The organism is Pseudoalteromonas aliena SW19, assembly GCF_014905615.1.
GTDB classification, from domain to species: domain Bacteria; phylum Pseudomonadota; class Gammaproteobacteria; order Enterobacterales; family Alteromonadaceae; genus Pseudoalteromonas; species Pseudoalteromonas aliena.
This window is the reverse complement of sequence record NZ_AQGU01000026.1, coordinates 56331-68817: the sequence shown is the minus strand read 5'-3', so window position 1 is coordinate 68817 and position 12487 is coordinate 56331. Positions and strand designations below refer to the sequence as shown.

Below are 12487 nucleotides of genomic sequence, written 5' to 3'. Positions count from 1 at the left end.
CTAATTTTCTTTTAAAAAATTAATATATTTAGTTATTTTTTCATTGCTGAAATGATGTTTTTTCATGATTTTGGCAATTTCTCCATTTTTAATCAGTATATTAATTCCTCCATTAAATTTGTATAAGCGTTCTTTTGCTTGGTAGCTTGATTGAGAAACGATTAGATACAATTTATGCACAGCAAGATCTGGCGATAAATATTCTATTTTATTTTTACCTAAAGCGATTTCTTTATTGTGCTTAAGCCAATATTTTCCAACTTCTTTAGTACCCGCGACTAAATCAATGCGCCCTTGCTGAAGTAAATACAAGCTTGTAGGTAGGCTTTTAGTAGACGTTATTGCCAACTCAGTATTGCTAGCGAATTCTTGGCTTACAAAGGCACTATCTTCCTTTCCTATACTGTAGGGCTGTAATGATTGAATAGAACCATCGTAATTAACAGTACTTTGTTTTCGTTTAAAAATCCCCGAGTGAGCGACGGCCAGTGGGCGGGAGTAGTAAAAGACTTCATTTCTTTTTGCAGAATAAAAAGCACCTAAGATAGCTGTTTTTCTCTTTTTTTCTAATAGCTTGAGGGCGCGATCCCATGTGGTGAATTCAATCTCACTATTAATACCTTGTGTTTTGAGAGCTGCTTTAGTTACGTCATATAACCAGCCATTTTCGGGAAGGTTTTCGCTAAAATAGGGAGGGTAGTTTTCAGTGACAATCTGCCATGCCTGCTCGCTAAAAACTTTTGTCGGCATGGATATAACTGCGATGAAAATTAATAGCTTTATCATTAAAGTGGCTACTATTATTAAATTGTGTAAATAAATAATAGTCAGAATTTTAATTTATGCGAAAGGCGTGTTAATTAATTCTTGTGAGTGTGGGGTAACGACTAAATAAGAGCCTTGTGTATACCAATCACCCAGTACAGTGCGGGTAAGTGTTTGTTTATTAACTTTGTACGTATGAACATTGGGGCGATGAGTATGACCATGAATCATATTTGTTACATTATGATTGGCAAAAGTGCTAAGCACAGCATCATCTACAACATCTAAAATTTCAATAGGCTTATCAGCTTGGCTTAGTTTACTTTTTTCACGGGCGTTACGCGCTATTTTTTTACGATACCAAAGCGGCATTGCAAGCATTAGTTTTGGCCACCACCAACCTCTGCTTTTTTTTCGAAAATTTTGATATTCGGTATCTTGAGTACACATTTCATCGCCATGCAAAATAACTGTTGGGGTGTTGTATAAATCAATGACTGTTTGTTCAGCAAGTAATGTCATCCCTGCCATGTCTGCATATTGCTTGCGCATAATGAAGTCACGATTACCATGAATGAAATACACGGGAGTGCCACTATCACTGACTGCTTTAAGGTGCTTTGCCACATCGCCACTTAGTGCTGTGATGTAGTCATCCCCGACCCAAACTTCAAAAAAATCACCTAAAATATACAGTGCATCTACTTCTTTATTAAGTATGTGCGTATTTAAAAAATCAAAAAACGCAGCGCTTATATCTGGGCGGTTTTCGCTTAGGTGTAAATCTGCAATAAAGTATGTTTTACGAGTCATAGGGAAGTCTTTTCGATATAAATAAAGCGGGCGTATGCATATTGCACAAACACCCGCTGATACTCCACATTACGTGGATAAACGTACTATTAGCTAACAGTAACGCTTTCGATGATCACGTCTTCAAGAGGCACATCTTGGTGAAAACCAGTACTGCCTGTTGCAACTGCTTTGATCTTATTTACTACGTCCATGCCTTCTACAACTTCAGCAAAAACACAGTAACCCCAACCTTGCGATGTTTCGCTGCTGTGGTTTAAAAAGTCGTTGTTATTCACGTTAATAAAAAACTGCGCTGTAGCTGAATGAGGATCTGGCGTACGTGCCATAGCTAAAGTGCCTATTTTATTAGATAGGCCGTTATTAGCTTCATTCTGAATTGGGTCATTTACGTCTTTTTGTTCCATACCTGGAACAAAACCACCGCCTTGAACCATAAAACCATCGATTACACGATGAAAGATAGTGCCGTTGAAAAAATCAGCATTTGCATACTCTAAAAAGTTTTTAACTGTGTTTGGAGCTTCTTGCTCAAACATTTTAATGGTGATGTCACCAAAATTAGTGTGTAGAACAACCATGTGTTTTCCTATATCCGGTTTAAATATTGGCGCTATTTTATCGTAGTTGGCTAAGATTAACAAAGTAGATGTTTGGTTTGTTATAAAGCGCTAGAGCAGGGGCTTTTCAAGTGGTAACATAACTGTTCTAGTAAATAGTCAAGGACTCAAAGTAAATGGTAAATATATACAACACACTGACGCGACAAAAAGAGCAATTTAAACCTATGGTCGAAGGAAAAATCGACATGTATGTGTGTGGTATCACCATTTATGATTACTGCCATATTGGACACGCTCGTACTTTTGTAGGGTTTGACGTTATTGTGCGCTACTTACGCCACATCGGTTACGATTTAAAATATGTGCGTAACATTACCGATATCGACGATAAAATAATTAAACGTGCGAACGAGAATGGTGAATCAATAAACGATTTAACAGTGCGTATGACAAAAGCGATGCATGAAGATTTTGATAGTTTAAACATGCTACGCCCAGATATTGAACCAACAGTTACAAGCCATATGGATGAAATTATCGTTATGGTTAAGCGTTTGATCGAAAAGGGCCATGCCTATGTCGCCGCAGATGGCGATGTCTTGTTTGATGTATCAACGTTTGAGCAATATGGCGCGCTTTCGCAGCAAGATTTAACGATGTTGCAATCGGGTTCTCGTGTTGAAGTAGCACAAGATAAAGACGATCCACTTGATTTTGTGTTATGGAAAAAAGCAAAAGCAGGCGAGCCATCATGGTCATCACCGTGGGGTGAAGGGCGTCCAGGTTGGCATATTGAATGTTCGGCAATGAGCTCAAAGCACCTAGGCGAGCATTTTGATATTCACGGTGGGGGGTCTGATTTACAGTTTCCGCATCATGAAAACGAAATAGCGCAATCATGCTGTGCAAATAACGGCAAGTATGTAAATACTTGGATGCACACGGGCATGGTGCAAGTAAACAAAGAAAAAATGTCTAAGTCGTTAGATAATTTCTTTACAGTGCGTGAAGTTTTAAAAGCATACGATGCTGAATCTGTTCGTTACTTTTTAATTTCAGGCCATTACCGTAGCCAATTAAATTATTCGCAAGAGAATTTAGACCAAGCGCGTTCATCACTTGAACGCATTTATACAGCGCTTCGTGATGTTGAGCCTACAGAGTGTAGCCTTGAAGGCAATGAGTTTGTTGCTAAGTTTAGAAAAGCAATGAATGACGACTTCAATACGCCAGAGGCATTGCCGGTATTGTTTGAACTTGCCAAAGAGCTAAACCGTGTAAAAGACAGCGATGCAGTTCAAGCTGGTAAGTTAGCGTTTGTACTGCGCAGCCTTGGTGAAGTGTTAGGGGTTGCTCAACAAGCACCAGAAGCGTTTTTACAAGGTGGACAAGGTGACGATGAAGTAGCAACAATTGAAGCATTAATTGTAAAACGCAATGAAGCGCGTGCTAGTAAAGATTGGGGTGCTGCTGATGAAGCTCGTGATGCACTTAATGCGTTAGGTGTAATACTTGAAGATTCAGCCGGTAAAACAACGTGGCGTAAAGCGTAAGCGTTTAAAGTAATTCACGTTCAACTAAAAAGGGTTGCCAAATGGCAACCCTTTTTTGCTTTTTCTAACACTTAGCTGTGGTATTTTTCACATGCTTCAAGTGTGTTTTCAATTAAGCTAGCGACCGTCATAGGGCCAACGCCACCTGGGACTGGGGTAATAAAATGCGCTTTTTGTTCAGCCACGCTGTATTGCACGTCGCCGACTAATTTACCCGTATCTAAGCGGTTAATGCCTACATCGATAACAATAGCACCTTCTTTTATCCAATCTCCTGGGATAAATTCAGGTTTACCGACGGCCACAACTAATAAGTCAGCGCGGCGAACATGCGTTTCTAAATCTTGGGTAAACTTATGGCACACTGTGGTTGTACAGCCGGCTAATAAAAGCTCTAACGACATTGGGCGACCCACAATATTTGACGCGCCAACTACAACCGCATGCATTCCCTTATAACGTACACCGGTAGAATCAAGTAATGTAATAATACCCTTTGGCGTACATGGACGAAGCGCAGGCATTCTTTGTGCTAATCGGCCTATGTTGTACGGATGAAAACCATCTACATCTTTGTGCGGGGTAATGCGTTCTAAAATCTTTTCCGCATCGAGTCCTTTTGGCAGTGGAAGCTGTACTAAAATACCATCAACTTGTGCATCATTATTCAGCTCGTCAATTAAATCTAAAAGAGTTTGCTCATTAGTGTCAGCAGGTAAATCAAATGATTTAGAAATAAAACCAACTTCTTCACAGGCTTTACGTTTTGAACCAACATAAACTTGGCTTGCTGGATCGAGCCCTACAAGTACTACTGCAAGCCCTGGAGCACGTAAACCATTTGCTACACGTTCACTTACGCGTTCTGCTACAGCGCTACGTACTTGTTTTGCGATTGCCTTACCATCAATGATGTTTGCCGTCATGGGTGACCTTTAATTGGGGGTTAATTAACTAGATACCGATACTCTAAAAACGAATACATAATAAAATAGGGGTAATTATGAACATAAAGAAAATACAGTCTTTAGGTCATTCGCTTTATAATGTGCTGACTATTTTCGCAGAAAAGCATTGCAGCGCCAAGTTGCTTTTAAAGTATATGGTATTTGAGTCGTTAAATAGTTTAAAATTCAGCCTTCTATTGTAATATTTAACCATTGTGCACTAAAAATGACCACTTGATTGTTTTTATAAAAAAAACGTTTGACCTAACCCCGTCAAATCACTATTATGCACCCCGTTGTCAACGAGGTCACTCGCAAGCAATAGTAAGTATCGGCGATTAGCGCAGTTTGGTAGCGCACTTGGTTTGGGTCCAAGGGGTCGCAGGTTCAAATCCTGCATCGCCGACCATTTTTTTATAATACAATTATAATCGAATAGCTTATTGGTAAACTATGAAGTTTTCGATGCGCCCATAGCTCAGCTGGATAGAGCAACGCCCTTCTAAGGCGTGGGTCGAAGGTTCGAATCCTTCTGGGTGCACCATTTGAAAACATGTAAATATAGCGGTGATTGTAGCTCAGTTGGTAGAGCCCCGGATTGTGATTCCGGTTGTCGTGGGTTCGAGCCCCATCAGTCACCCCATTTACAAAAGAATATCGGCGATTAGCGCAGTTTGGTAGCGCACTTGGTTTGGGTCCAAGGGGTCGCAGGTTCAAATCCTGCATCGCCGACCACTTTCTTAAAGTGGTCTTAAACTCTCGGTTTAAGTGTTCAGTATGAAAAATGAAGTTAACTCTTCGAATGTCGGCGATTAGCGCAGTTTGGTAGCGCACTTGGTTTGGGTCCAAGGGGTCGCAGGTTCAAATCCTGCATCGCCGACCATTTTCTTATCTAATAAGATGAGTAAATAAAATCCTCAAAACTATAAACCTACTTTTGTTAACCTTTAATCCTATTAAATAATTTGTGTTTTACTGTTTGTAATTTACAGTTAGCCTGTTTTTTATTCAGTTAGCCTCTATAGTCCCTTATCTAGTCCAAATAATTGCCCCCTGTACTCGACTATCATAAATATTAGGTTATAATGCCGCGTCTATTGTTTAACATAGTGCCCGAAGGGCAAAGCAGCAATGGTATCTCATGGTAGCGACGGATGTTTTTAAGTGCGAAAAACCGCTTAAATTTTATCAAGACTCATGCAGATCACTTTGTTTGTAAGGAAGGCGAACAATCGCCAAAATTGAATATTGAGGTAAATCATGCAAGTTTCTGTTGAGACGACCCAAGGCCTTGAGCGCCGTATAACTATCACCGTTCCTTCAGAGAACGTTGAGACCGAAGTAAAAAAACGCCTACAACAACTGTCAAAAACACAGCGTATAGATGGTTTCCGTGCTGGTAAAGTTCCAGTATCTGTAATTAACAAGCGTTTTGGCCCTGCAGTTCGTCAAGAAGTTGCTGGCGAAGTAATGCAACGTAATTTTTACGAAGCAATTGTTTCTGAAAAAATCAACCCAGCTGGCGCGCCTACATTCGCACCTAAATCACTTGAAGCTGGTAAAGATTTAGAGTTCTCAGCTACATTTGAAGTTTACCCTGAAGTTGAAGTTCAAGGTTTAGATAAAATTACTGTTGAAAAACCTGCCGTAACAGTAACTGACGAAGATTTAGCTAACATGCTAGAAACACTTCGTAAACAACACGCAGCGTGGGCTGATGTTGATACAGCTGCTGGCGAAAACGACCGTGTAACAGTTGATTTCGTAGGTACTATCGACGGTGAAGTATTTGAAGGCGGCAAAGCTGAAGACTTCCCATTAGAACTTGGTCAAGGTCGTATGATCCCAGGTTTTGAAGATAACATCGTAGGTAAGAAAGCAGGCGAAGAAGTTGTTGCTGATGTAACGTTCCCTGATGATTACCACGCTGAAAACTTAAAAGGTAAAGCGGCTCAATTTACTATCACAGTGAAGAAAGTTGAAGCGCAAGAATTACCTGAATTAAGCGAAGAGTTTGCAACTAAATTCGGTGTTACCGAAGGCGGCGTAGATGCGCTTAAAGAAGAAGTTAAAAAGAATATGACGCGTGAGCTAGACCAAGCGGTTAAAGCTAACGTTAAAGACCAAGCAATCAAAGGTCTTTTAGCTAACAACGAAATTGAAGTGCCTAAAGCACTTGTTGATCAAGAAGTTGATGCACTACGTCAGCAAGCGGCTCAACGTTTTGGCGGCGACGCGCAAAACATGCCTGAGCTTCCAGCTGAATTGTTCCATGAGCAAGCAGTAACACGTGTTAAAACTGGCCTTTTATTAGGTGAAGTGATCAAAGCTAACGAGATTAAAGTTGATGACGCTAAAGTTGAAGCGTTAATTGCTACAGTAGCTTCTGCATACGAAGATCCAACTGAAGTAGTAGAATACTACAAGGCGAATGATCAACTTATGCAGCAAATGCGTAATGTAGCAATGGAAGAGCAAGCAGTTGAAGCTATTTTAGCTAAAGCAACTGTTACTGATGTTGAAAAAGCATTTGATGACATCATGAATCCAAAGCAAGGCGCTTAATAAGTCATTGACTTAAGCTCTCGCTAACGATTAAATGGCTCGTGCTACTCTGTTTATACAGCGTGCCCGGGCCATTTTAGTTTTTGGCTCTAAATTTGCGAAAAACGATAACTATGCTTCCTTATAATAAGGATAAGTATAAGCGCATAAGGAATTAAATAAGTATGAACACTGGTATTACAGATCCCCTAAATGCATTGGTCCCAATGGTTGTTGAGCAAACACCAAAAGGCGAGCGCTCGTATGATATTTATTCGAGATTATTAAAAGAGCGTATTATCTTTTTAACAGGTCAAGTTGAAGACAACATGGCAAATCTGATTTTAGCGCAAATGCTATTTTTAGAATCAGAAAATCCTGATAAAGATATCTTTTTATACATTAACTCACCAGGTGGTTCAGTAACTGCAGGTATGGCTATTTACGATACAATGAACTTCATCAAACCTGATGTAAGTACAATATGTGTTGGTCAAGCTGCAAGCATGGGTGCTTTTTTACTTACAGCTGGTGCTAAAGGTAAGCGTTTTTGTTTACCAAACTCACGGGTGATGATTCACCAACCGCTAGGTGGCTTCCAAGGTCAAGCATCTGATTTTGAAATACACGCGAAAGAAATTCTGTCGATTAAAGACAAATTAAATCGCTTAATGGCTGAGCATACAGGTCAACCACTAGAGGTGATTTCGAAAGACACTGATCGTGATAACTTCATGAGCGCATCACAGGCTGTAGATTACGGCTTGGTAGATTCAGTGTTCACAAATCGCGATAAAAAGTAAGCGTTTGGTAAGCAGGTTGCCTGTTTACCACTTTGAGTTACTATGCGAAAAAATTAAATTTTGGTATAGTTAAAACGTATTGAAATAGCCACCAACCAATTTGGTGGCCAACGTATAAAATGAGGTAGCTGAATGTCTGACACTCCTACAGACGGCGACAAAAGTAGTAAATTGTTATACTGTTCTTTTTGTGGCAAAAGCCAGCATGAAGTTCGTAAATTAATTGCAGGCCCTTCAGTATACGTCTGTGATGAATGTGTAGAGTTGTGTAACGATATCATCAGGGAAGAAATAAAAGACATTGCTCCAAAGCATGATGCGTCTGATAAATTACCTGTACCAAAAGAGATCCGTAAGCACCTAGACGACTATGTTATTGGTCAAGACCATGCTAAAAAAGTATTGTCTGTTGCTGTTTATAACCATTATAAACGTTTACGTAATCAATCGACGAAGCAAGATATTGAGCTAAGTAAAAGTAATATATTACTAATTGGTCCAACTGGTAGTGGTAAAACACTATTAGCAGAAACGTTAGCACGCTTACTCGATGTGCCATTTACAATGGCAGATGCAACGACATTAACCGAAGCAGGTTATGTAGGTGAAGATGTTGAAAACATCATTCAAAAGCTATTACAAAAATGCGACTACGATGTTGAAAAAGCACAACGTGGTATAGTTTACATTGATGAAATTGATAAAATTTCTCGTAAGTCAGATAACCCATCGATCACACGTGACGTATCGGGTGAGGGCGTTCAACAGGCGCTACTTAAACTGATTGAAGGTACAATTGCATCAGTACCACCGCAAGGTGGCCGTAAACATCCACAGCAAGAGTTTTTACAAGTAGATACATCTAAAATCTTATTTATTTGTGGTGGTGCGTTTTCGGGCTTAGATAAAGTCATTGAGCAGCGAAGTCATAAAAATACCGGTATTGGTTTTGGTGTTAGCGTAAAAGAATCTGCGGCGAGTCGTTCGTTAAGTGAAACATTTAAAGACGTAGAGCCAGAAGATTTAGTTAAATATGGCTTAATCCCTGAGTTTATAGGTCGTTTGCCAGTAGTTGCAACGTTAACAGAGCTTGATGAAGATGCACTTGTTCAAATCTTAAGTGAGCCTAAAAACGCCATTACTAAGCAGTTTTCTGTTTTATTTGGTATGGAAGATGTTGAGCTTGAGTTCCGCGAAGATGCCTTAGCTGCCATTGCTCACAAAGCAATGGAGCGTAAAACAGGTGCACGTGGTCTTCGTTCAATTGTTGAAGGCGTACTGCTTAATACTATGTATGAACTTCCTTCGATGGATGATGTAAGTAAAGTGGTTATTGACGAAACCGTTATTAAAGGTGAGTCAGACCCAATCTTGATTTATGAAAATAATAAACAAGAAAAAACTGCATCAGAGTAGTTTTTAAGCTATTTGCATAAAAAAGGAGCCTTAGGCTCCTTTTTTTATAATTAATTTAATCGAGTTGGGAAAAATTGTTGAACTTTAATTAGGTTATCCCCATATACTTGAGTAATCTTTAAAATAAATAAAGTGCGAAGAGAAAATATAATGACGCTTGAGAGAACCGACCGAGTCGAAATCCCAGTCCTAGCACTGCGCGATGTTGTGGTGTATCCACACATGGTGATCCCGCTTTTTGTTGGCCGTGAAAAATCAATAAAATGCCTAGAAGCGGCAATGGACAAAGACAAACAAATTTTCTTGGTTGCACAAAAAGATGCAACTGTAGACGAGCCTGAGCAAGATGATATTTATCGTATTGGTACTATTGCAACTGTACTTCAGTTATTAAAGTTACCTGATGGCACAGTTAAAGTATTAGTGGAAGGTACACAACGTGCGCAAATAGAAGAATTTGTAGATAACGATGATTTTTTTGTTGCTAATGCTCAATTTATTGAATCTGATTTAATTGATGAGCAAGAGCAAGATGTATTTATTCGCAGCGCTATTAGCCAGTTTGAAGGCTATGTAAAGCTTAATAAAAAAATCCCACCTGAGGTACTAACTTCAGTTTCAGGTATCGATGAGCCTGCTCGTCTGGCCGACACGATGGCTGCACATATGCCGTTAAAAGTCCCTGAAAAGCAAAAAGTGCTAGAAATTTCAAGTGTGACAGAACGTCTTGAATATTTAATGGCATTAATGGAAGGCGAAATAGACTTACTGCAAGTTGAGAAGAAAATTCGTACCCGCGTTAAAAAGCAGATGGAAAAATCTCAACGTGAGTATTACCTCAACGAGCAAATGAAAGCCATTCAAAAAGAGCTTGGTGAGCTTGACGATGTACCTGACGAATTTGAAGCACTTAAAAAGCGCATCGAAGAATCAGGCATGCCAACAGAAGCACAAGAAAAAGCGACCACAGAGCTTAATAAACTTAAGATGATGTCGCCAATGTCAGCAGAAGCGACCGTAGTACGTTCATACATTGATACATTAATTAATGTACCGTGGAAAAAACGTTCTAAAGTTAAAAAAGACCTAGCGGGTGCGCAAAAAATCCTTGATAGCGATCACCATGGTCTTGATAAAGTTAAAGAACGTATTTTAGAGTACCTTGCGGTGCAACAGCGTACTAATAAGCTTAAAGGTCCGATTTTATGTTTAGTAGGGCCACCAGGTGTGGGTAAAACCTCACTAGGGCAATCTATTGCACGCTCAACGGGTCGTAAGTATATTCGTATGGCACTCGGCGGCGTACGTGATGAAGCTGAAATACGTGGACATCGTCGTACCTACATTGGTTCAATGCCTGGTAAGTTAATTCAAAACATGACAAAAGTGGGCGTTAAAAACCCATTATTTTTGTTAGATGAAATAGACAAAATGTCATCAGATATGCGTGGCGATCCAGCATCTGCATTATTAGAAGTACTCGATCCTGAACAAAATAGCCACTTTGCTGATCACTACTTAGAAGTTGATTACGATTTATCTGATGTTATGTTTGTAGCTACCTCAAATAGCTTTAACATTCCAGGTCCATTATTAGACCGTATGGAAGTTATCCGTTTATCGGGTTATACCGAAGACGAGAAGTTAAACATTGCAAAAGAGCACTTAATTACTAAGCAAGTGAAGCGTAATGGCTTAAAAGATCATGAAATTGAAATTGCTGATAGTGCAATCGTTGGTATTATTCGTTATTACACGCGTGAAGCGGGTGTGCGTAATCTTGAGCGTGAAATTTCGAAATTGTGTCGCAAAGCAGTTAAGAATATTTTAATTGAAAAAGACACTAAAACAGTGACTATCAATCAAGATAACCTAGAAGAGTTTTTAGGTGTACAGCGCTTTGATTACGGTAAAGCGGAGGACGGCGATCGTATTGGCCAAGTAACGGGCCTTGCATGGACTGAAGTGGGTGGTGACTTACTTACTATTGAATGTGCGGCAGTGCCTGGTAAAGGTAAACTGACCTATACCGGCTCCTTAGGCGATGTAATGCAAGAATCGATTCAAGCGGCTATGACGGTCGTGCGTAATCGTGCAGATACATTCCGTATTAATAGCGATTTTTACGAAAAACGTGATATTCACGTGCATGTACCTGAAGGTGCAACACCCAAAGACGGTCCGAGCGCAGGTGCTGCTATGGTGACTGGGTTAGTATCAAGTTTAACAGGCAATCCAGTGCGTGCAGATGTTGCAATGACAGGTGAAATTACGCTACGCGGTGAAGTATTACCTATTGGTGGCTTAAAAGAGAAATTATTGGCAGCTCACCGTGGTGGTATTAAAACCGTTATTATTCCAAAAATTAATGAACGTGATTTAAAAGAGATACCAGACAATGTGCTGGCAGGCTTAGATATTCACCCTGTTACTTGGATTGATGAAGTATTAAAACTAGCTTTAGTGCATCCGGTTGAGAGTTTTTCAGTCGAAACGGCAAAAAAGTAGTAAAAAACGCAAAAAAAGTGCTTTTTAGGGCTTTTCAAATCTAAACGGTATGATAAGTTAAGCACTGGTTTTCAAGCCTAGCCCTTATGGGGCCTAGGCTTAAGAAAAATATAATCATATGAGCATTAAAAGTTTGCTCTAAAATTTCAAAAAAGTGATGTTAGTTTAAAAAACCGTCGCTCTTGATAATAACAATGAAAGAGGATGATATTGTGAATAAATCTCAATTAATCGATCAAATCGCAGCTGATGCTGACATTTCTAAAGCGGCTGCAGGTCGTGCACTAGATTCATTCATCGAATCTGTTTCTGGCGCGTTAAAAGATGGCGATTCAGTTGCACTTGTTGGTTTTGGTACTTTCTCTGTACGTGAACGTGCTGCACGAGCTGGCCGTAACCCACAAACAGGTGAAACTATTCAAATTGCTGCTGCAAACATTCCTGCTTTTAAAGCCGGCAAAGCGCTTAAAGACGCAGTAAACTAATCATCATTTTAAACAGATTAGTTATGGCGAATGTACAAGTACTTAATAATCGCAAATGATGAGTTAAGTAACTTTACCGCCAGTTACTTC

The 12487-nt window shown here is 39.7% G+C and carries 10 protein-coding genes and 5 tRNA genes; 11 read left to right on the top strand and 4 right to left on the bottom strand.

Features of this window, described 5'->3' with window-relative positions:
* From PALI_RS11605 to PALI_RS11595, 3 genes are all read right to left on the bottom strand, one after another.
* Positions 1-786, bottom strand: a complete 786-nt coding sequence (locus tag PALI_RS11605; RefSeq protein WP_193155954.1) for a transporter substrate-binding domain-containing protein — start codon at positions 784-786, stop codon at positions 1-3.
* 54 nt (positions 787-840) lie between these two features.
* Positions 841-1578: a UDP-2,3-diacylglucosamine diphosphatase gene (locus tag PALI_RS11600; RefSeq protein ID WP_182700789.1), complete on the bottom strand. Its 738-nt coding sequence runs from the start codon at positions 1576-1578 to the stop codon at positions 841-843.
* Positions 1579-1667: 89 nt separating this feature from the next.
* Complete coding sequence (locus PALI_RS11595) at positions 1668-2159, bottom strand: peptidylprolyl isomerase (RefSeq protein WP_077537392.1); 492 nt, start codon at positions 2157-2159, stop codon at positions 1668-1670.
* 155 nt (positions 2160-2314) lie between these two features.
* Here PALI_RS11595 and cysS point away from each other — a divergent pair, with 155 nt between their 5' ends.
* Positions 2315-3694 carry a cysteine--tRNA ligase gene (cysS, locus tag PALI_RS11590; protein ID WP_193155953.1) on the top strand — a complete coding sequence of 460 codons (1380 nt, stop codon included), beginning with the start codon at positions 2315-2317 and terminating at the stop codon, positions 3692-3694.
* Between the two features lie 71 nt (positions 3695-3765).
* On the opposite strand, the gene folD is transcribed toward cysS, so the two are convergent.
* Complete coding sequence (folD, locus tag PALI_RS11585) at positions 3766-4620, bottom strand: bifunctional methylenetetrahydrofolate dehydrogenase/methenyltetrahydrofolate cyclohydrolase FolD (RefSeq protein ID WP_077537394.1); 855 nt, start codon at positions 4618-4620, stop codon at positions 3766-3768.
* A 353-nt stretch (positions 4621-4973) separates the two neighbouring features.
* Here folD and PALI_RS11580 point away from each other — a divergent pair.
* The 10 genes from PALI_RS11580 (at position 4974) to PALI_RS11535 (ending at position 12397) form a co-directional block, all read left to right on the top strand.
* A tRNA-Pro gene (locus tag PALI_RS11580) sits at positions 4974-5050 on the top strand.
* Between the two features lie 58 nt (positions 5051-5108).
* A tRNA-Arg gene (locus PALI_RS11575) sits at positions 5109-5185 on the top strand.
* A gap of 23 nt (positions 5186-5208) precedes the next feature.
* Positions 5209-5284 (top strand) — tRNA-His (locus PALI_RS11570).
* Between the two features lie 15 nt (positions 5285-5299).
* Positions 5300-5376 (top strand) — tRNA-Pro (locus PALI_RS11565).
* Positions 5377-5447: 71 nt separating this feature from the next.
* A tRNA-Pro gene (locus tag PALI_RS11560) sits at positions 5448-5524 on the top strand.
* 377 nt (positions 5525-5901) lie between these two features.
* On the top strand, positions 5902-7206 hold the full coding sequence (tig, locus tag PALI_RS11555) for a trigger factor (protein WP_193155952.1): 1305 nt from the start codon (positions 5902-5904) through the stop codon (positions 7204-7206).
* A 164-nt stretch (positions 7207-7370) separates the two neighbouring features.
* Complete coding sequence (gene clpP, locus PALI_RS11550) at positions 7371-7988, top strand: ATP-dependent Clp endopeptidase proteolytic subunit ClpP (protein ID WP_077537396.1); 618 nt, start codon at positions 7371-7373, stop codon at positions 7986-7988.
* 132 nt (positions 7989-8120) lie between these two features.
* Entirely contained in the window at positions 8121-9404 is a 1284-nt protein-coding gene (gene clpX / locus PALI_RS11545; RefSeq protein WP_193155951.1) for an ATP-dependent protease ATP-binding subunit ClpX, read from the top strand.
* Between the two features lie 150 nt (positions 9405-9554).
* The gene (gene lon, locus PALI_RS11540; RefSeq protein WP_077537398.1) at positions 9555-11912 is read left to right on the top strand and encodes an endopeptidase La; all 2358 of its coding nucleotides are present in this window, start codon (positions 9555-9557) and stop codon (positions 11910-11912) included.
* Positions 11913-12106: 194 nt separating this feature from the next.
* The gene (locus tag PALI_RS11535; protein ID WP_157849304.1) at positions 12107-12397 is read left to right on the top strand and encodes an HU family DNA-binding protein; all 291 of its coding nucleotides are present in this window, start codon (positions 12107-12109) and stop codon (positions 12395-12397) included.
* The last annotated feature ends 90 nt before the right edge of the window (positions 12398-12487 follow it).

Excerpts from the sequence above, each read along its gene's own strand:
- PALI_RS11595 (WP_077537392.1), bottom strand. The coding sequence starts at position 2,159 with ATGGTTGTTCTACACACTAATTTTGGTGACATCACCATTAAAATGTTT.
- folD (WP_077537394.1), bottom strand. The coding sequence starts at position 4,620 with ATGACGGCAAACATCATTGATGGTAAGGCAATCGCAAAACAAGTACGT.
- PALI_RS11600 (WP_182700789.1), bottom strand. The coding sequence starts at position 1,578 with ATGACTCGTAAAACATACTTTATTGCAGATTTACACCTAAGCGAAAAC.
- cysS (WP_193155953.1), top strand. The coding sequence starts at position 2,315 with ATGGTAAATATATACAACACACTGACGCGACAAAAAGAGCAATTTAAA.
- tig (WP_193155952.1), top strand. The coding sequence starts at position 5,902 with ATGCAAGTTTCTGTTGAGACGACCCAAGGCCTTGAGCGCCGTATAACT.
- PALI_RS11605 (WP_193155954.1), bottom strand. The coding sequence starts at position 786 with ATGATAAAGCTATTAATTTTCATCGCAGTTATATCCATGCCGACAAAA.
- lon (WP_077537398.1), top strand. The coding sequence starts at position 9,555 with ATGACGCTTGAGAGAACCGACCGAGTCGAAATCCCAGTCCTAGCACTG.
- PALI_RS11535 (WP_157849304.1), top strand. The coding sequence starts at position 12,107 with ATGAAAGAGGATGATATTGTGAATAAATCTCAATTAATCGATCAAATC.
- clpP (WP_077537396.1), top strand. The coding sequence starts at position 7,371 with ATGAACACTGGTATTACAGATCCCCTAAATGCATTGGTCCCAATGGTT.
- clpX (WP_193155951.1), top strand. The coding sequence starts at position 8,121 with ATGTCTGACACTCCTACAGACGGCGACAAAAGTAGTAAATTGTTATAC.